This is a genomic window from Enterococcus sp. DIV0358, assembly GCF_051713465.1.
Taxonomy (GTDB): Bacteria; Bacillota; Bacilli; order Lactobacillales; family Enterococcaceae; genus Enterococcus; species Enterococcus faecalis.
In genome coordinates this window covers 147,616-167,114 of sequence record NZ_JBIOPX010000001.1, presented here as the reverse complement: position 1 = coordinate 167,114, position 19,499 = coordinate 147,616, and the positions used below count along the sequence as shown (strand labels likewise).

The 19,499-nt window shown below is 40.1% G+C and carries 25 protein-coding genes; 3 read left to right on the top strand and 22 right to left on the bottom strand.

Translation table 11 applies throughout. The features are described 5' to 3' along the window. Positions 1-22: 22 nt before the first annotated feature. The 18 genes from rplN to rpsL all read right to left on the bottom strand — a co-directional run bounded on the left by rplN (position 23) and on the right by rpsL (position 12,770). A complete protein-coding gene (gene rplN / locus IGK70_RS00785) occupies positions 23-391 on the bottom strand; it encodes a 50S ribosomal protein L14 (RefSeq protein ID WP_002356211.1) in 369 nt (122 codons plus the stop codon). Between the two features lie 57 nt (positions 392-448). Then, complete coding sequence (gene rpsQ, locus IGK70_RS00780; RefSeq protein WP_002359348.1) at positions 449-715, bottom strand: 30S ribosomal protein S17; 267 nt, start codon at positions 713-715, stop codon at positions 449-451. A 23-nt stretch (positions 716-738) separates the two neighbouring features. Beyond that, positions 739-927, bottom strand: a complete 189-nt coding sequence (gene rpmC / locus IGK70_RS00775; RefSeq protein ID WP_002383858.1) for a 50S ribosomal protein L29 — start codon at positions 925-927, stop codon at positions 739-741. Continuing rightward, positions 917-1,351 (bottom strand): 50S ribosomal protein L16, encoded by a 435-nt coding sequence (gene rplP / locus IGK70_RS00770; RefSeq protein ID WP_002356208.1) that lies wholly within the window; start codon positions 1,349-1,351, stop codon positions 917-919. Before rplP ends, rpmC begins: the two co-directional genes overlap by 11 nt. A gap of 2 nt (positions 1,352-1,353) precedes the next feature. Beyond that, positions 1,354-2,010: a 30S ribosomal protein S3 gene (gene rpsC / locus IGK70_RS00765; RefSeq protein ID WP_002356207.1), complete on the bottom strand. Its 657-nt coding sequence runs from the start codon at positions 2,008-2,010 to the stop codon at positions 1,354-1,356. A gap of 66 nt (positions 2,011-2,076) precedes the next feature. After that, positions 2,077-2,424: a 50S ribosomal protein L22 gene (gene rplV, locus IGK70_RS00760; protein ID WP_002356206.1), complete on the bottom strand. Its 348-nt coding sequence runs from the start codon at positions 2,422-2,424 to the stop codon at positions 2,077-2,079. Between the two features lie 21 nt (positions 2,425-2,445). Beyond that, positions 2,446-2,724, bottom strand: coding sequence for a 30S ribosomal protein S19 (gene rpsS / locus IGK70_RS00755; RefSeq protein WP_002356205.1), 279 nt, complete (start codon positions 2,722-2,724; stop codon positions 2,446-2,448). A 42-nt stretch (positions 2,725-2,766) separates the two neighbouring features. After that, positions 2,767-3,597, bottom strand: coding sequence for a 50S ribosomal protein L2 (rplB, locus tag IGK70_RS00750; protein WP_002356204.1), 831 nt, complete (start codon positions 3,595-3,597; stop codon positions 2,767-2,769). Positions 3,598-3,636: 39 nt separating this feature from the next. After that, positions 3,637-3,927: a 50S ribosomal protein L23 gene (locus tag IGK70_RS00745; RefSeq protein WP_002356203.1), complete on the bottom strand. Its 291-nt coding sequence runs from the start codon at positions 3,925-3,927 to the stop codon at positions 3,637-3,639. Next, entirely contained in the window at positions 3,927-4,550 is a 624-nt protein-coding gene (gene rplD, locus IGK70_RS00740; protein ID WP_002356200.1) for a 50S ribosomal protein L4, read from the bottom strand. The genes IGK70_RS00745 and rplD overlap by 1 nt, the downstream gene beginning before the upstream one ends. A gap of 25 nt (positions 4,551-4,575) precedes the next feature. Then, positions 4,576-5,205: a 50S ribosomal protein L3 gene (gene rplC / locus IGK70_RS00735; protein ID WP_002356199.1), complete on the bottom strand. Its 630-nt coding sequence runs from the start codon at positions 5,203-5,205 to the stop codon at positions 4,576-4,578. 21 nt (positions 5,206-5,226) lie between these two features. After that, complete coding sequence (rpsJ, locus tag IGK70_RS00730) at positions 5,227-5,535, bottom strand: 30S ribosomal protein S10 (RefSeq protein WP_002389727.1); 309 nt, start codon at positions 5,533-5,535, stop codon at positions 5,227-5,229. Positions 5,536-5,883: 348 nt separating this feature from the next. Continuing rightward, on the bottom strand, positions 5,884-7,050 hold the full coding sequence (locus IGK70_RS00725; RefSeq protein ID WP_002389616.1) for an SAM-dependent methyltransferase: 1,167 nt from the start codon (positions 7,048-7,050) through the stop codon (positions 5,884-5,886). 271 nt (positions 7,051-7,321) lie between these two features. Further along, complete coding sequence (gene thiD / locus IGK70_RS00720; RefSeq protein WP_002364530.1) at positions 7,322-8,146, bottom strand: bifunctional hydroxymethylpyrimidine kinase/phosphomethylpyrimidine kinase; 825 nt, start codon at positions 8,144-8,146, stop codon at positions 7,322-7,324. A gap of 181 nt (positions 8,147-8,327) precedes the next feature. After that, the gene (gene tuf, locus IGK70_RS00715; protein ID WP_002356194.1) at positions 8,328-9,515 is read right to left on the bottom strand and encodes an elongation factor Tu; all 1,188 of its coding nucleotides are present in this window, start codon (positions 9,513-9,515) and stop codon (positions 8,328-8,330) included. Between the two features lie 150 nt (positions 9,516-9,665). Then, complete coding sequence (gene fusA / locus IGK70_RS00710) at positions 9,666-11,747, bottom strand: elongation factor G (RefSeq protein ID WP_002356192.1); 2,082 nt, start codon at positions 11,745-11,747, stop codon at positions 9,666-9,668. An 83-nt stretch (positions 11,748-11,830) separates the two neighbouring features. Further along, entirely contained in the window at positions 11,831-12,301 is a 471-nt protein-coding gene (rpsG, locus tag IGK70_RS00705; RefSeq protein ID WP_002356191.1) for a 30S ribosomal protein S7, read from the bottom strand. A 55-nt stretch (positions 12,302-12,356) separates the two neighbouring features. After that, positions 12,357-12,770: a 30S ribosomal protein S12 gene (rpsL, locus tag IGK70_RS00700; RefSeq protein ID WP_002356190.1), complete on the bottom strand. Its 414-nt coding sequence runs from the start codon at positions 12,768-12,770 to the stop codon at positions 12,357-12,359. Positions 12,771-13,114: 344 nt separating this feature from the next. Between rpsL and rpiA the strand changes: the two genes are divergently transcribed. The 3 genes from rpiA (at position 13,115) to gpmA (ending at position 15,273) form a co-directional block, all read left to right on the top strand. Further along, positions 13,115-13,795, top strand: a complete 681-nt coding sequence (gene rpiA, locus IGK70_RS00695) for a ribose-5-phosphate isomerase RpiA (RefSeq protein WP_002383851.1) — start codon at positions 13,115-13,117, stop codon at positions 13,793-13,795. A gap of 41 nt (positions 13,796-13,836) precedes the next feature. Further along, positions 13,837-14,412, top strand: a complete 576-nt coding sequence (locus IGK70_RS00690) for a recombinase family protein (protein ID WP_104855723.1) — start codon at positions 13,837-13,839, stop codon at positions 14,410-14,412. A 174-nt stretch (positions 14,413-14,586) separates the two neighbouring features. After that, positions 14,587-15,273, top strand: a complete 687-nt coding sequence (gpmA, locus tag IGK70_RS00685) for a 2,3-diphosphoglycerate-dependent phosphoglycerate mutase (RefSeq protein ID WP_002359343.1) — start codon at positions 14,587-14,589, stop codon at positions 15,271-15,273. A gap of 56 nt (positions 15,274-15,329) precedes the next feature. Here the strand turns inward: gpmA and IGK70_RS00680 are convergent, their stop codons facing one another. From IGK70_RS00680 to IGK70_RS00665, 4 genes are all read right to left on the bottom strand, one after another. Further along, the gene (locus IGK70_RS00680) at positions 15,330-16,532 is read right to left on the bottom strand and encodes an iron-containing alcohol dehydrogenase (RefSeq protein ID WP_181035533.1); all 1,203 of its coding nucleotides are present in this window, start codon (positions 16,530-16,532) and stop codon (positions 15,330-15,332) included. 113 nt (positions 16,533-16,645) lie between these two features. Further along, positions 16,646-17,650 carry a FecCD family ABC transporter permease gene (locus tag IGK70_RS00675; protein ID WP_010816253.1) on the bottom strand — a complete coding sequence of 335 codons (1,005 nt, stop codon included), beginning with the start codon at positions 17,648-17,650 and terminating at the stop codon, positions 16,646-16,648. Beyond that, complete coding sequence (locus tag IGK70_RS00670; protein ID WP_104855721.1) at positions 17,647-18,657, bottom strand: FecCD family ABC transporter permease; 1,011 nt, start codon at positions 18,655-18,657, stop codon at positions 17,647-17,649. The genes IGK70_RS00675 and IGK70_RS00670 overlap by 4 nt, the downstream gene beginning before the upstream one ends. Next, positions 18,654-19,460, bottom strand: a complete 807-nt coding sequence (locus IGK70_RS00665) for an ABC transporter ATP-binding protein (RefSeq protein WP_162783089.1) — start codon at positions 19,458-19,460, stop codon at positions 18,654-18,656. Before IGK70_RS00665 ends, IGK70_RS00670 begins: the two co-directional genes overlap by 4 nt. Between the last annotated feature and the right edge of the window lie 39 nt (positions 19,461-19,499).

The following is a 19,499-nucleotide window of genomic DNA, read 5'->3' as shown; positions in this document are numbered from 1 at the left end:
CTCCTTTAACGTGGGCTCGAGATTATAATACTTCTGGTGCTAGAGAAACGATCTTCATGAAGTTGTTTTCACGTAATTCACGTGCAACTGGTCCGAAGATACGTGTTCCGCGTGGGCTTTTATCGTCACGGATAATTACCGCAGCATTTTCATCAAATTTGATGTAAGAACCGTCAGCACGACGAGCGCCAGATTTTGTACGAACGATAACGGCTTTAACTACTTCACCTTTTTTAACAACCCCACCTGGCGTTGCTTGTTTGACAGTAGCAACAATAACGTCACCGATGTTAGCAGTTTTACGACCAGATCCGCCTAGGACTTTGATCGTTAAAATTTCACGTGCGCCAGAATTGTCAGCGACTCTTAAACGACTTTCTTGTTGGATCACGATGTGTATCCCCCTTTCAGATTTTGTGCTTCAATCTATTAGGAAATTCTCGTTTTATTAGATAATAACTGCTTCTTCGACTACCTCTAGTAAACGGAAACGTTTTGTAGCTGATAATGGACGAGTTTCCATGATTTTTACGATGTCTCCAACTTTCGCTGTGTTGTTTTCATCATGCGCTTTATATTTTTTAGAATATTTCATACGTTTGCCATAGATAGGGTGGTTTTTCTTTGTTTCAACGACAACTGTGATTGTTTTATCCATTTTGTCTGATACCACACGACCTTGGTAAACTTTACGTTGATTTCTTTCTTCAGTCATACGCGTTTGGCCTCCTTCCACTATTAGTTAGCTTGTTCACGCAATACTGTTTTGATGCGTGCAATCGATTGACGTACTTCTTTAATACGTGCAGTGTTTTCTAATTGACCTGTTGCTAATTGGAATCTTAAGTTGAACAATTCTTCTTTTAATTGTTTTTCTTTATCTAGCATTTCGGCAGTGGTTAATTCTCTGATTTCTTTAACCTTCATTCGATTCACCACCCATTTCCTCACGTTTTACGATCTTAGTTTTTACCGGCAATTTGTGAGATGCAAGACGAAGAGCTTCACGAGCTACTTCTTCAGGAACGCCTGCGATTTCAAACATGATTTTACCACGTTTAACTGGTGATACCCAGCCTTCTGGTGCCCCTTTACCTTTACCCATACGTACGCCGATAGCTTTACTTGTGTAAGACTTGTGAGGGAAAATTTTAATCCATACTTTCCCGCCACGTTTCATGTAACGAGTCATTGCAATACGGGCTGCTTCGATTTGACGGTTAGTAATCCAGTGAGATTCAGTTGCTTGTAAACCCCATTCACCAAATGCTACTTCTTTTCCGCCTTTAGCTTCACCGCGCATTTTTCCGCGGAATTCACGACGGTGTTTTACACGTTTAGGTACTAACATGATTATTTCCCTCCTTTCTCAGTGTTTTTTTTCGTTGGAAGAATTTCTCCACGATAGATCCACACTTTAACTCCTAGTTTTCCGTAAGTAGTGTCCGCTTCTTCCCATGCGTAATCAATGTCCGCACGTAATGTGTGAAGTGGTACAGTTCCTTCAGAGTATCCTTCTGAACGAGCGATATCCGCACCGTTTAGACGACCTGATACTTGAGTTTTGATTCCTTTAGCACCAGCACGCATTGCGCGTTGGATAGCTTGTTTTTGAGCACGACGGAAAGCAACACGGTTTTCTAATTGACGTGCAATTCCTTCGCCTACTAATTTTGCATCTAAATCTGGTTTTTTGATTTCAACGATGTTGATGTGAACTCGTTTGCCAGTTAATTTGTTTAATTCTTTTCTTAGGTTTTCGACTTCAGATCCGCCTTTACCGATAACCATACCTGGTTTAGCTGTGTGAATTGAAATGTTAACACGGTTTGCAGCGCGTTCGATTTCAATTGTAGATACAGCAGCATCAGCAAGTTTTGTTGCGATAAATTTACGGATTCTTAAATCTTCGTGTAAGAATTCAGCATACTCTTTTTCAGCATACCATTTCGCATCCCAGTCGCGGATGATGCCTACACGCATTCCAATTGGATGTACTTTTTGACCCACTGATTGTCCCTCCTCTTAAATGTTTAAGCTCTGTTTTCATAAAGAAAACAGCCTATTTCATGAGACTTATTTCTCTGTTACAACTACTGTGATGTGACTAGTACGTTTGTTGATTGGTGAAGCTGAACCTTTTGCACGAGGACGGAAACGTTTCATTGTTGGTCCTTCGTTAACAAATGCTTCAGATACGACTAAGCTTTCAACGTCTAAGTCAAAGTTGTTTTCTGCGTTAGCAACTGCTGACATTAAAACTTTTTCAATGATTCCAGCAGACTTGTTCGGTGTGAATTTCAAGATTGAAATTGCATCCGCAACGCTTTTCCCTCTGATAAGATCGATTACTAAACGTGCTTTACGAGGTGAAGTGCGAACTGTTTTTGCAGTTGCTTTAGCTGATGTAATTTGTTCTGACATTTGCATATCCTCCCCTCAAAATTAGCGTTTAGTTTTTTTATCGTCAGCAACGTGGCCACGATAAGTTCTAGTTGGTGCAAATTCACCTAATTTATGTCCTACCATGTCTTCTTGAATGTAAACAGGGACATGTTTCCGTCCATCATATACAGCGATTGTGAAACCTACGAATGATGGAAAAATTGTAGAGCGGCGAGACCAAGTTTTAATTACTTTTTTCTTTTCGGCACCTTGTTGTGCTTCGACCTTTTTCATCAAATGATCATCGACGAAAGGTCCTTTTTTTAAACTACGACCCATGGTGAACCTCCTCTCAAAATGTACGACACATGGTCAAAAAAATTATTTAGTACGACGACGAACGATAAGTTTGTCTGATTTAGCTTTTTTATTACGTGTTTTGTATCCAATTGCTGGTTGACCCCATGGAGATACTGGCGCTTTACGTCCAATTGGTGTTTTACCTTCACCACCACCGTGTGGGTGATCGTTAGGATTCATTACGCTACCACGAACAGTTGGGCGTTTACGCATCCAACGAGAGCGGCCAGCTTTACCAATGTTGATTAATTCGTGTTGTTCGTTACCAACTGAACCGATTGTTGCACGGCAAGTTGCTAAGATCATACGAACTTCGCCAGAGTTTAAGCGGATTAATACGTATTTGCCTTCTTTACCAAGTACTTGCGCGCTTGTTCCAGCTGAACGGATTAATTGTCCACCTTTACCAGGTTTCATTTCAATGTTGTGGATAACTGTACCAACTGGAATGTTTTCCAATGGTAATGCGTTACCTACTTTAATATCTGCTTCTGGACCAGATACTAGGCGCATGCCTACTTCTAATCCTTTTGGTGCTAAGATGTATGCCTTAACCCCGTCTTCGTAATGAACTAACGCGATGTTAGCAGAACGGTTTGGATCGTACTCGATCGTTTTAACAACCGCTGCGACGTTATCTTTATTACGTTTGAAGTCAATCACACGGTATTGACGTTTGTGACCGCCACCTTGGTGACGAACCGTAATGCGACCGTTGTTGTTACGACCGGCATTGTTTTTTAATGGCTGTAACAATGATTTTTCTGGTGTTGAAGTTGTGATTTCAGCGAAATCAGAACTTGTCATGTTACGACGGCCATTTGTGGTAGGTTTGTACTTTTTAATCGCCACGTCTTATTTCCCTCCTACGTTGATATTGTTCAGGACTGCTTATTCAGCAGCTTCGAATAATTGAATTTCTTTTGAATCTTCAGTTAATGTAACGATCGCTTTGCGACGTTTTTTTGTATAACCTGCATATTTACCCATGCGTTTGAATTTTGGACGCACGTTTAAGATGTTTACGTTTGCTACTTTAACATCGAATGCTGATTCAACAGCTTGTTTTACTAAAGTTTTGTTTGCGCGAGTGTCCACTTCGAAAGTATATTTCTTTTCGTCCATAGCTAACATGGATTTTTCAGTGATCACTGGGCGTTTGATTACGTCTAGTAATTCCATTATGCAAGCACCTCCTCAATTTGAGTAAGAGCTGTTTGTGTTGCCAAGACTTTGTTAGCTGACACAACATCTAACACACTAACGTTATCAGAAGTTACTACAGAAACGTTTGGTAAGTTACGAGCTGATAAAGCTGCAAAGTCGTTACCATTTTCTAAAACAACTAATACTTTAGTATCGATAGACAAGTTAGCAAGAACTTGTTTGAATTCTTTTGTTTTTGGTGCATCGAAGCTTAAACCTTCTACTGCTACCAAGTTATTTTCAGCAACTTTGTCTGATAATACAGATTTCATTGCTAAGCGACGAACTTTTTTAGGAAGTTTGTAGCTGTATGAACGCGGTGTTGGTCCAAAGACTACGCCACCTCCACGCCATTGTGGTGAACGGATTGAACCTTGACGAGCACGACCAGTTCCTTTTTGACGCCATGGTTTGCGGCCACCGCCACGAACAGCGCTACGGTTTTTAACTGCGTGTGTTCCTTGTCTTAATGAAGCACGTTGCATGATGATTGCATCATAGACAACACTTTCATTAGGTTCGATTCCGAAGATTTCTTCATTTAAAGTGATTTCACCGTTTTGAGTTCCATCTTGTTTGAATAATGCTACATTCGGCATTCCTTAGTTCCTCCTTTCCCTACACTTATTTAGCTTTCACAGCTGATTTGATTGTGATTAAAGATTTTTTCGCTCCAGGAATGTTTCCTTTGATTAAGATAACATTTCTTTCTACGTCCACTTTAACAACTTCAAGGTTTTGAATTGTTACGCGGTCGCCACCCATACGGCCGGCTAGTCGTTTATTTTTAAATACACGGTTAGGCGCTACTGGACCCATTGACCCAGGACGACGGTGATAACGAGAACCATGAGACATAGGTCCGCGGCTTTGGCCGTGACGTTTGATTGCCCCTTGGAATCCTTTACCTTTCGTAGTACCTGTAACATCAACAACGTCTCCTGCTTGGAAAACATCTACTTTGATTTCTTTACCTACTTCATATTCTCCTAGCTCAACATTCTTGAATTCTTTAATGAAGCGCTTAGGAGCCGTGTTTGCTTTTGCAACATGACCTTTCGCAGGTTTGTTTGATAAAACTTCACGTTTGTCTTGGTAACCAACTTGGATAGCTTCGTATCCGTCAGTTTCAACAGTTTTTACTTGTAAAACTACGTTTGGCGTAGCTTCAACTACTGTTACTGGAATTAATTCACCAGACTCAGTAAAGATTTGTGTCATTCCCACTTTTTTCCCTAAGATTCCTTTGGTCATGAGTACACCTCCATCTTAATTTTATAGTTTGATTTCAATATTAACACCAGACGGTAAGTCAAGCTTCATTAGAGCGTCAACTGTTTTTGGTGTTGGGTTCACAATGTCAATTAGACGTTTGTGAGTACGCATTTCGAATTGTTCGCGAGAATCTTTGTATTTATGAGTCGCACGAATAACTGTGTAAAGTGAGCGTTCTGTTGGTAATGGAATCGGACCTGATACGTCAGCTCCAGTTCTTTTTGCTGTTTCCACAATTTTATCCGCTGATTGATCTAAAATACGGTGTTCATACGCTTTTAAACGGATACGAATTTTTTGTTTTGCCATCTTGTTCCCTCCTTCGCCTATTTTAAAAGTAGACATAGCTCCACGAAAATTTATCCGGCATGCTCGTTCATGGCAAAGCGTCCGAGCGTGTCGCAACCTCTCGCTTCACAGCCGGCAAATCAAATCGTTGATCTACCAATGCTTTTTACACTCCTGTAAACAGCACCTTTTTGATTATACTATGAAAGGATAGTGTTAGCAAGGATTTTCTGCGTTTTTTTGAAAGAATTTTTTCTTGTTTTGAAAAGCATTTGTTTTGTTTTTCAATTCTTTTCATTCTATTTTTATAAAAAAAGAATTTGGGATTCCTTTTTTACCAGAATCTCAAATTCTTTCTTTTTTATTCTATTAACCAATCCGGCGCATTGGAATATCATTGTTATCTGGATGAACCAATAAATATTGAATAACATCAATATTGCTTGCTTGGAATGAGGCTGCACATGCTTGCAAATATAAGTCCCACATTCGATAGAAGCGCTCGCCTTTTTCGTCAACAATTTCTGTTTCTATATTATGGAAGTTTTTTGTCCAATGTTCCAACGTCAATTGATAATCTCTGCGCAAACTTTCCAAGTCAATCACTTGCAAGTCATTTTCTGTCATATGGCCGACTAGCTCAGTGACACCAGGAATATAGCCACCAGGGAAAATATAACGATTAATCCAAGCATTTTTAGCCCCACCTTGTTGGCGACTGATCCCATGAATCAATGCCGTACCTTTAGGCGCTAAATTTCGTTGAACGACGTCAAAATATTCATGTAGATTTTCTGCACCGACATGCTCAAACATCCCGACACTCGTAATATGGTCAAAAGACTCTCCTTTTAAATCACGATAATCCATCAACTTGACAGTCATTCGATCTTGTAGCCCTTCTTTTTCTATAATATGGCGAATATGATGAAATTGCTCTTCACTTAATGTAATCCCAGTTGCTTTGGCTCCATATTCTTTCACCGCAGTTAAAATTAATGTGCCCCAGCCGCAGCCAATATCCAGTAAAGTGTCCCCCTCTTTGATAAACAATTTATCTAAAATATGATGAACTTTATTCACTTGCGCTTGTTCTAATGTATCTTCAGGCGTTTTAAAATAAGCACATGAATACGTCATTGTTTGGTCAAGCCATTTTTTGTAAAAATCATTTCCTAGATCGTAATGGCTGTGAATATCCTCTTGCGAACGTTTTTTTGAATGACTTTCTTTAGGAAGCCATTTAATAAATTTAGCATTGTGTAAAAAGCTATCCTTTTGGTTATACACATCATAAATCAGCGCTTGGATATCGCCTTCGATTTCAATTTTGCGATCCATGTAGGCTTCCCCTAAAGTTAACGAAGCGTTATTCAGTAAATCCTTCACAGGAATTTTTTCATTGAATACAATTTTAAAAACCGGATCCCCCGACCCTTGCCCATACTCTTTGACGGTACCATCCCAGTATGTGACTTGTGTCTTTTTTGAAAAAGACCATTTAAACAGTTGACTGTACGTTTCTTTTTCTAACATTGCATTCCCTCCATTAAATACCATTTGAAGCCAAAACAAAAAGGAGTAGCTTTCCGGTAGTTCGTCAAAACAAACACCACAGTCCGTTCTAAACTGAAGCACAGAAAAGTTAACACCCCTTCTATGTTCCGCTTCTTTTTTTGCAATTACAGTTCTATTCTACTCCTCTTTTAAAAATTTGAACATTCTTTTAACGTAATACCTACTATTGTTATTCTTTATCACAAAAAAACTAGAGCCAGTCCTTGACAGACTCCTCTAGTTCTAAACATTATGCTTTCTTACGCATCCGTTGTTCCGCATGAGTGTAAGCGCCATGCCACACGTGCCCCACATAAGGATTAACTTGAATACCGTGTTTAATCGCCGCTGCTACAAATTTTTTCGCTAAAGTTACTGCTTCTAACACCGAATAACCTTTCGCCAAGCCAGCTGTGATTGCCGCTGAAAAAGTACAACCTGCACCATGATTATAATCAGTTGGATATAATTCATTTTCCAAAAGATGCGCGGTGTGACCATCGTAAAACAAGTCCAGTGCTTTTTCACCAGCTAAGCGATGTCCCCCTTTAACCACGACATGCTTGGCTCCCATTTGTACAATTCGTTTTGCCGCTTCTTCCATCTCCGCCACGGAAGAAATTTCGCCTAAACCAGATAAGATGCCCGCTTCAATTAAATTAGGCGTGGCCACTAATGCTAATGGCAGTAAATCGTTTTTTAGGCCTTCCACACTTTTGGGTTGCAGAATTTGTGCCGTGCCCTTACAAGCAATGACTGGGTCAATCACGACTTTTTGAATTTTCTCTTGTTTAATGTATTTGCTAGCCATTTTAATATTTTGTTCATTGCCCATCATCCCTGTTTTCAAGGCCGCTACTGGACCGCCTGCAAAAACCGAAATCAATTGTTTTTCTAAGAGCGTTTCTGGCAATTCAGTTACTTCATGTGACCAGCCTGTCGTAGGATCCATCGTCACAATCGAGGTTAAACTTGAAAATCCAAAAACTCCATACTCTTCAAATGTTTTTAAATCTGCTTGAATCCCTGCCCCTCCAGTTGAATCGGAGCCTGCAATCGTCAATACTTTTTCCATTAAATCACCTACCCTTTTTCTCCAAGTATACGGAAGAAACAAGTCTGCTAAAACAGCCAATTGGCTTATTTTTTAGCCAGCCAATTTCTAAACAAAAAAAAGACCAGAGAATAAATTCTCTGGTCTTACGTCCGAATACCCCAGTTTTTCACGCTGGTTAAAACTATAGTTAAAAAGTTAATTATTTAACGATTTCAGTAACAACGCCTGAACCTACAGTACGTCCGCCTTCACGAATAGAGAAACGAGTTCCGTCTTCGATAGCGATTGGGTGAATTAATTCAACGTCCATAGCAACGTTATCACCAGGCATTACCATTTCAGTACCTTCTGGCAATTCTACAACACCAGTAACGTCTGTTGTACGGAAGTAGAATTGAGGACGGTAGTTAGTGAAGAATGGAGTGTGACGTCCGCCTTCTTCTTTTGATAATACGTATACTTCAGCTTTGAATTTTGTGTGTGGAGTGATTGTAGCTGGTTTAGCTAATACTTGTCCACGTTCGATATCTTCACGTGCTACACCACGTAATAAAGCACCGATGTTGTCGCCTGCTTCAGCGTAGTCTAATAATTTACGGAACATTTCAACACCTGTAACAGTTGTTTTAGATGTTTCGTCTTTAATACCAACGATTTCAACTTCGTCACCAACGCGAACTTCACCACGTTCAACACGGCCTGTAGCAACAGTACCACGTCCAGTGATTGAGAATACGTCTTCGACTGGCATCATGAATGGTTTGTCAGTATCACGTTCTGGAGTTGGGATATATTCGTCAACTGCAGCCATTAATTCTAAGATTTTTTCTTCATAAGACTCGTCGCCTTCTAAAGCTTTCAAAGCAGAACCTGCGATAACTGGAACATCATCGCCTGGGAAATCGTATTCTGATAATAAGTCACGAACTTCCATTTCTACTAATTCTAATAATTCTTCGTCATCAACCATATCCATTTTGTTTAAGAATACAACGATGTATGGTACACCAACGTTACGTGATAATAAGATATGTTCACGTGTTTGAGGCATAGGACCATCAGCAGCAGAAACTACTAAGATAGCTCCGTCCATTTGAGCAGCACCAGTGATCATGTTTTTAACGTAGTCCGCGTGTCCTGGGCAGTCAACGTGTGCATAGTGACGAGTTTCAGTTTCATATTCGATATGAGAAGTGTTGATTGTGATTCCACGTTCTTTTTCTTCTGGAGCGTTATCGATAGAATCGTAGCTTTGTGCTTCCCCGCCACCGTGTTTTGATAATACAGTAGCAATTGCAGCTGTTAATGTAGTTTTACCATGGTCAACGTGTCCGATAGTACCAATGTTAACATGGGATTTAGAACGGTCAAATTTTTCTTTTGCCATTTTGAATGTTCCTCCTAAAAATATAAATTTTATTGTTTGTTTTATATGTGATAGACGTTACTAAAAATCGTCTGATCATCATAAGCTATTTTACACGAAATCTTGAAAAAAGGATAGTTCTAAAAACAAACCTTTTATTCTCAAGGAAAATTATGCGTTGCCGCCGTTTTTCTTGATGATTTCTTCTTGAACAGACTTAGGTACGTCTTCATAGTGGTCAAATACCATCATAAATGTACCGCGTCCTTGTGTTGCTGAACGTAATGTTGTAGCATAACCAAACATTTCAGCTAAAGGTACCATCGCATTAACGATTTGAGAGTTACCGTGTGCTTCCATACCTTCAACACGTCCACGACGACTTGTTACGTGTCCCATGATATCACCTAAGTAATCTTCAGGAACAGTAATTGTAACTTTCATCATTGGTTCTAAAATAACTGGGTTTGCATTTTTAGCCGCAGCTTTCAATGCCATAGAAGCAGCTACACGGAAGGCCGTTTCATTTGAATCGACATCGTGGTATGAACCATCGTAAAGTTTTGCTTTGATATCAACTAATGGATAACCAGCAAGAACACCGTTGTTCATAGAGTCTTCTAACCCTTTTTCAACTGCTGGGATGTATTCACGAGGAACCACACCACCGACAATTGCGTTTTCAAACTCGAAGCCTTTACCTTCTTCATTTGGTGTAAATTCAACCCATACGTGACCGTATTGTCCTTTACCACCAGACTGACGAACGAATTTACCTTCTGCTTTAGTCGCAGCACGGAATGTTTCGCGGTAAGATACTTGAGGAGCACCTACGTTAGCTTCAACTTTGAATTCACGTTTCATACGGTCTACTAAAACGTCTAAGTGCAATTCACCCATACCAGAGATAACTGTTTCACCAGTTTCAACGTTTGTTTCAACGCGGAATGATGGATCTTCTTCAGCAAGTTTTTGTAGAGCCACGCCCATTTTATCTTGGTCAGCTTTTGATTTAGGTTCAACAGCGACTTGGATAACTGGGTCAGGGAATTCAATAGATTCAAGAATAACTGGTGCATCTAATGCACATAATGTATCACCAGTTGTTGTGTCTTTTAGACCAACAGCAGCAGCGATATCACCAGAGTACACTTTGTCAATTTCTTGACGAGTGTTGGCGTGCATTTGTAGGATACGACCGATACGTTCTTTTTTGCCTTTTGAAGCGTTCAATACGTATGAACCACTTTCAAGGACACCAGAATAAACACGGAAGAAAGTTAAACGACCTACGAATGGGTCAGTCATAACTTTAAATGCTAATGAAGCGAAAGGTGCTTCGTCATCAGCTGGACGAGTTGTTTCTTCGTCTGTTTTAGTATCGATCCCTTTGATAGCATCGATATCTAATGGAGATGGTAAGTAATCAAGAACAGCGTCCAACATTAATTGAACCCCTTTATTCTTGAATGCTGAACCAGCTAATACAGGGAAGAATTCAACGTTGATTGTTGCTTGACGGATACCAGCGACTAATTCTTCTTCAGTGATTTCTTCACCTTCAAGATATTTCATCATTAAGTCTTCGTCAGTTTCAGCAACAGCTTCAACTAATTTTTCGCGCCATTCTTGCGCTTTTTCTAAATAATCTTCAGGAATATCAGTTTCTTGAATATCTGTTCCCAAATCATTTGTGTAGATTTCAGCTTTCATTTTAATCAAGTCAATGATTCCAGTGAAGTCTTCTTCAGCTCCGATTGGAATTTGAATTGGATGAGCGTTTGCTTGTAAACGATCATGTAATGATTCTACTGAATAGAAGAAGTCCGCACCGATTTTATCCATTTTGTTACAGAATACAATACGAGGAACTTTATATTCAGTCGCTTGACGCCAAACAGTTTCTGTTTGAGGTTCTACACCTGATTGAGAGTCAAGAACTGTTACCGCACCATCTAATACGCGTAGAGAACGTTGTACTTCAATTGTGAAGTCCACGTGTCCTGGAGTATCGATGATATTTACACGGTAGCCTTTCCACTGTGCAGTTGTCGCAGCGGATGTAATCGTGATACCACGTTCTTGTTCTTGTTCCATCCAGTCCATTTGTGAAGCACCTTCATGGGTTTCACCGATTTTATGGATTTTACCAGTGTAGTACAAGATACGCTCAGTTGTTGTTGTTTTACCAGCATCAACGTGGGCCATGATACCAATGTTACGAGTTTTTTCAAGTGAAAATTCTCTTGCCATTTTGTATGTTTACTCCTCTCTTTATTTAAATCGATTGTAAATTGACTTTCTGCTGCCACTTTACGCGACAGACAGAGAGGATCTTACCAACGATAATGAGCAAATGCGCGGTTTGCGTCTGCCATTTTGTGTGTGTCTTCGCGTTTTTTTACAGAAGCGCCAGTGTTGTTAGCAGCATCCATGATTTCTTTCGCTAGACGTTCTTCCATTGTGTGTTCACCACGTAGACGTGCGTAGTTAACTACCCAACGTAAACCTAAAGTTGTACGACGTTCTGGACGAACTTCAACTGGTACTTGGTAGTTAGAACCCCCAACACGACGTGCTTTAACTTCAAGAACAGGCATAACGTTTTTCATTGCTTGTTCAAAAACTTCCAATGGATCGTTACCTGTAGATTCTTTGATGATATCAAATGAATTATAGATAATGTTAGCAGCAATCCCGCGTTTACCGTCAACCATTACACGGTTGATTAAGCGAGTTACTAATTTTGAGTTATAAATTGGATCTGGTAAAACATCACGTTTTGCAACAGGACCTTTACGAGGCATCCGTAACTCCTCCTTCCGAAATATGATTTTTCAAGTTGTTATTGTCTTATTATAATTAAGCTTTAGGACGTTTTGTACCGTATTTAGAGCGGCTTTGTTTACGGTCGTTAACACCGGCAGTATCAAGCGCACCACGAACGATATGGTAACGTACCCCTGGTAAGTCTTTTACACGTCCACCACGTAATAATACCACGCTGTGTTCTTGTAAGTTGTGACCGATACCTGGGATATAAGCTGTAACTTCGATTAAGTTTGACAAACGAACACGGGCATATTTACGTAAAGCTGAGTTCGGTTTTTTAGGTGTCATCGTACCCACACGTGTACAAACTCCACGTTTTTGCGGAGAGTTAACGTTTGTTTGAGTTTTCTTAAAACTGTTATATCCTTTGTTTAAGGCTGGTGAATCAGATTTTTCTACTTTAGATTTACGAGGTTTACGTACTAATTGGTTAATTGTAGGCATTCCTTGTTCTCCTCCTTCCTTACTTCGCTTCTAGTTCCACACATCCAGGTGGTTCTTTTTTCGCGATAAAAAATAATGCAATCTCTGCACTCTTTATCAAATATGCTTTGATAGACAGTCAGCACGTCCCTATAAGGAACCTGTAGATAAAGCACCTTTGTTAGGATACCACGATAAGTATCAGCTGTCAACCCTCTTCTTTCGCCTTTCGTAAAAAAGCTTTTCCTTCTATTTAAATGCACTTTTCCTTTAAAAATTTTTATGACTTTTTCAAAAACTTTCTATCTTTTTTAGTTAAATAACGGTACAATATCTTTGACTATTGAAGGGGGCGGAAAACAGCGATGAATCTGAAACAAATGGTAGGAATCGAAGCTGCAAAATATGTAGAAGACGGCATGATTGTCGGTTTGGGTACTGGCTCAACAGCAAAATTTATGGTAGACGAAATTGGTCGTCGCGTAAAAGAAGAAGGATTGTCAATCGTGGGGGTTACTACTTCAAAAGAAACAGAGAAACAAGCCTTAGCCTTGGGCATTCCTTTAAAGGGTATTGATGAGGTTCCGTATGTGGATCTTACGATTGATGGCGCCGATGAAATCAGCGCTGATTTTCAAGGAATCAAAGGCGGTGGCGCTGCCTTACTTTTTGAAAAAATTGTGGCCACTTATTCAAAGAAATGTATTTGGATTGTGGATAAATCAAAAATGGTGGACGATTTAGGGGCTTTCCCACTTCCAGTTGAGGTTGTTCCTTATGGCAGCTGCCAACTAGTGCATTTATTTGAAGAAAAAGGCTATCACCCAGCACTTCGTCTAAACGCTGCTGGCGAAACATTAATAACAGATGGAGGCCACCATATCATCGATTTGCATTTAGAAAAAATTACAGATCCAGAAGCTTTAGGTTCTTATTTAGACAACTTGGTTGGCGTCGTTGAACACGGCTTATTTTTAAATATGGTTTCTATGGTAATCGTCGGTTATGAAGATGGACCGAAAACCTTACATGTTCCCGCACGTTAAGAATGTGTGAAAAAAGATTATTTATATAGGAAGGATAATATATGAAACGAATTGGTTATGCACGCACAACTATTATTGAAGACGATTTAAAAAATCAACTAACCACTCTCCAATCGTTTGGTTGTGATGATATTTTCCAAGAGACATTTGATCCTCAAGCGGAGATCAGTGTCTTAGACGAAGTCGAAAAACTTCTTTCTGCTGGGGATACACTTATTGTTTGTAAATTGCACCATTTAGGTAAAACAACCCGCCAATTAACAGACTTTATGAAAATGTTAAAGGAAAAACAAGTTGATTTTGTCAGCATTTCAGAAAGAATTGATACTCACCTTCCAACAGGTGAAGCCTATTTCCAATTAATGGAGAGCTTATCTGCGATGGAATGTGCACTAATTAAAGAACGAACACTCGTTGGGCTCCACAAAGCTCGTGAAAACGGAAAAGTAGGTGGACGTCCAAAAATTGATGGACGTACCGTCCGCAAAATCCGTGCATTATATTACGAAAACAAAGAAACAATCCAATTTATTTCTAATAAATGCGGCGTTTCGGTGGGCACTTGTTATAAGTACATCAATTTACCTGAGACAGATGTCGAGCGGCTGTATTCCTAAGAATAAAAAAGAAGTCCTTCAGATGGGGCTTCTTTTTTGATTCGATTTCACTCTAATTTTTCAGCAACTTTCACGTTTTTTTACTATTTTCCATTGGAAATCTTGCGCAAAACGGTGTACAATAAACGTGGAAATCTTATTTTCAGAAAACTAAACTCAAAGGAGAGCTTATACATGCCAAAATTAGTTTTTTCTCGTCATGGACTTAGCGAATGGAATGCCTTAAACCAATTTACTGGATGGGCTGACGTAGATTTAGCACCTGAAGGTGTTGAAGAAGCAAAAGAAGGCGGCCGTAAAATTAAAGAAGCAGGCATCGAATTCGACGTTGCTTATACTTCTGTTTTAACTCGTGCCATCAAAACTTGTAACTATTTACTAGAATACTCAGATCAATTATGGGTACCTCAAATCAAATCTTGGCGCTTAAACGAACGTCATTATGGTAAATTACAAGGACTAAACAAAAAAGAAACTGCTGAAAAATACGGAGACGAACAAGTCCACATCTGGCGTCGTTCTTACGATACTCTTCCTCCATTAATGGAAGCAACAGATGAAGGTTCTGCAGCAAACGACCGTCGTTATGCAATGTTAGACCAACGCGATATTCCTGGTGGCGAAAACTTGAAAGTTACTTTGGAACGTGCATTACCATTCTGGCAAGATGAAATTGCGCCAGCTTTAAAAGACAACAAAACTGTCTTAGTAGCGGCTCATGGTAATTCATTACGTGCTTTAGCTAAACACATCGAAGGCATTTCTGATGAAGATATTATGGATCTTGAAATCCCAACAGGTAAACCATTAGTTTATGAATTAAACGATGATTTAACTGTGAAAGAAAAATACTACTTATAAGAACTTGTTTCTTATTAACAAAAGCGGTTTGCCAAGGCAAACCGCTTTTTTATGGATTAAATAAATTGACTTTCGGTTAAACAATCTTTATAAATCGCTACTATGTCCGCTACATCCAATGGTACATAAGCCTTTTCGGCAATTGCACTATGGGCCACAGCTTGTTGTGCCATTTCTTCAAATTTATCTGCTTCGATGCCAACTTCTGGTAATGTCATTGGAATGCCACAAGCCACAAAGTAATCATACAATGCTTGAATACCTTTTTTCGCTGCTACTTCCTCTTCTTGTTCGACTATTCCCCAAACATTTCGAGCAAATTGCGCAAACTTGCCTACGGTTTGTTCAGACAAAACGTAATTCATCCAACGAGGCGTTAAAATTGCTAAGCCAATCCCATGAGTTATGTCATAAAACGCACTTAATTCATGTTCCATTGGGTGACAAGACCAAACACCTTGTTTGCCGCGCCCTGTTAAGCCATTTAAGGCTAAACTACTTGCCCACATTAAATTAGCACGTGCATCATAATCTTCTGGATTTTCTAAAGCAATAGGACAATTTTTGATAACCGTTCGCATTAAGCCTTCTGACACAAAATCTTGGACGTCTGTGCCTGTCGAAATGCTAAAATAGTTTTCAATCAAATGACTAAAAATATCCGCTGAGCCAGCTGCTGTTTGATTTTGAGGAACCGTAAAAGTATTCGTTGGATCCAAGAACGAAACTTTTGGAATCATATTCGGACCACCAAAGCCTAATTTTTGATTGGTTTCTAAGTTAGAAATGACAGCACCTGCGTTCATTTCACTACCTGTTGCTGCTAAAGTCAAGATGGTCACGATTGGTAAAGCAGGACCAGTATACCCTTTTCTGGCTGTAATAACTGTCCAGATATCTTCTTCCGAATAAAAGCCCGCAGCAATTGCTTTGGAACAATCAATGGTTGAACCACCGCCAACTGCTAAAATAACATCGACTTGGTTTTCTTTACACAACTCAATTCCTTTTCTAACGGTTTCAATGCGCGGGTTTGGTTCGACACCGCTCAACTCAATCAGTGTATGCCCGTTTTTTTGGGCCAAATCAGTAATTTGTTGGTACAAGCCATTACGTTTGATACTACCGCCACCATAAACAAGTAAGACATTTTTGCCAAATTGATCTAACACAGCAGGTAATTCGTCTAAACGATCTTTCCCAAAACGGATGTCTGTTGGTACATAAAAATTAAAGTTTTCCATTCTTTCATCCTCCATTCAATGCTCTTACGCATTTATCATACTATTTTTTCAAAAATCCGCCAATAAAAAAGCCGAGCAAATGACAGTTGCTTTCACAACGATCGCTTGACCCAGCTTTTGATTCTTTTTTATAACGAATCGCTTGTTTTGATTAACAAATAAAGAAAATAAGGCGCACCGATGATCGCAACAATAATCCCTGCAGGCATTTCTCCATTGCCAGGCAATAGCCGACCAATCGTATCACTAACCAATAAAAGTAAACTCCCAAACAACGCCGCCAATGGCAATACCTGTTTTTGTTGCGTAAAACCACATTTGCGAGCAATATGTGGCGCAAGTAAACCTAAAAAATTAATTCCCCCTGTAACGGAAATCGCTGATGCCGCCAACATCACCGCTAACAGCAACGAAACGATTCGTTCTTTTTTCACAGCAATACCTACAGAAATAGCTGTTTCGTCCCCCAATTGTAAAATATCCAACAGACGATGACGCTTCATCGCAAAAAAGAACCCGATGACTAGCCAAGGCAATAAAGCGCCCACAAAGAACCAATTACTGCCCCAGATACTGCCTGCTTGCCACATTGTAACAAAACGGTACTTTTCAGTGTCAATTTTTGATGTAATTAATAAGGTGAGTGCTGAAATACCCGTACTCAAAATGACACCCGCTAAGACCATTCGAACTGGCGTCAATCCTAAACGATGATGATACGCGATTACCAAAATCCCAACAGCCGCTAGCAAGCCGCCAACTAAGGCCACGAGCGGAAGTGCAAACGTCGTGATACTTGTCGTCTCAACAAAACTAATAAACAAAATCACTGCCAAACCCGCACCCGCATTAATGCCTAAAATCCCAGTATCTGCTAACGGATTCCGAGTAATCCCTTGAAGAATAGCGCCGCTTAAGCCTAAAGCTGCGCCCGCAAGGACCGCTAGCACAATCCGTGGTAACCGAAAATCCCAAACTAACAGTTGTTTGGCCTGACTTCCCTGTCCCAAAAGAAGGGCTTTTAAATCCATGACGGAAACAGATAATTCCCCTTGCGTTAAACTGATACAAGCAGTTAGGATAATCCCAACTATTAAGACAGCCACCCAACGGGACACTTTTTTCTGTGTCATCCTAATTGCCCTCCTTTACGAAATAAATAAAGAAAGAACGGGATGCCAATTAAGGCCGTGATAATCCCAAATGGTGTTTCAAAAGGCGGATTCACCATTCGAGCGATTAAATCTGCCACCAAAACAAGGAGCGCACCGCCTAACGCCGAAAACGGAATCAAGCGCTGGTAATTTTCTCCAGAAACTGTTCGCATCACATGAGGCACCACCAAACCAACAAAACTGACCGAGCCAACCAGCGCCACAGACAATCCTGATAAAAGCAAAATCGTTATACTGGCGAACAACCGAATACGCTGCGGATTTCGCCCCAAACCAATTGTTGCATCATCGCCAAACCGTAAAATAGTCACCGACGGACTAATCAGAATTGCTAATGCAAATGCACCCAGAAAGATCGGGACGACTATTTTTAATTGCGCCCAAGAAATAACGCTGACACCGCCAAGAAACCAAAACGTTAACTCTTGACTCAAATTGAACTGAATGGCTAAGAATTGACTAAATGATAAAAAAAGGGCACTAATACCAGCTCCCACCAAGGTCAGACGCATGGGGCTTGCTCCTCGAATTGAATGATTAGAAAGATAATAAATCAGTGCCACACTCACGCCGGCACCAAGAAAAGAAACAACTAAAAGCCACCAATAACTTGCCTGAGGGAGGAAAGCAAAAACAAGCGCTAAGCCCAAGCCAGCCCCAGCGTTGATACCCAGCAAGCCAGAATCTGCCAATGGGTTTTGTGTAATCCCTTGCGCTAACGCCCCACTCACCGCTAAACTTGCTCCCACAAAAGCGGCCCCTAAAATCCGCGGCAACCGAACCGTTTGGATAACTTGATGCGCTTGATTAGTCGCATCGAAGTGCGTAAATGATTCAATAATCGTTTGAATCGAAACCGACGTCGCACCAAACATCAGCGACAGAAGCATTGTCCCCAGTAGCAAAAAAAGACAGACAAGTAACACTTGCCATTGGTGTCTATAAAATCCGCTTATGCCTTTCATCCATCCAGCTCCATTTCCATCAACTCATAAGAAAGCACTAGTGGCCGCTGTGTCTGACTATGATAACTAATTTCTGCTTGAATAGCGAAAACATCTGCTAAGCCAGTAACAGTAATCACCTCTTGCGGTGTTCCCTCATTGATAATCTTTCCCTCTTTCATCGCAATCACGCGATCAGAAAAACGAGAAGCTAAATTAATATCATGAATCGTCATCACGATAGTTTTCTGATGTTCTTGATTAATTCGTTTTAACACATTTAAAATTTCTAGCTGATGCGCTGGATCCAAATAGGTGGTCGGTTCATCTAAAATTAAAATATCTGTATCCTGCACTAGCGCCATAGCAATCCAAACCCGTTGACGTTGTCCACCTGATAAAATTGCCACAGACTCTCTAGCTAACTCAGTTAAGCCTGTTAATTCTAATGCCCATTGTATGTACTCTTGATCTTCTGTGGTGACACTTTTCCAGCCCGATTGATAAGAATATCGCCCGAAAGAGACGAGGTCAAAAACAGATAAATCGATTGTATTTTCTGGCGTTTGTGATAAAATCGCTAGTTCTTGCGCCACTTCTTTTGAAGAAAAATGTTGAAGTTCTTGGTTCTTAATGAACACCTTGCCTTTCTCAGCTGGCAAAATACGCGCAAGTGTTTTTAACAAGGTCGATTTGCCACAACCATTTGGTCCAATAATACTTGTAATAGTTCCCGCTTCAAATGAACAGTTCAGCGCTTCACTAATCACTTGACGACCATATCCTGTAGTTAAGTCCTCTGCCTCTAAATAATTCATAACCATTCCTCTTTAATTTTTCTGTCGTTATTTTACATTTATTGA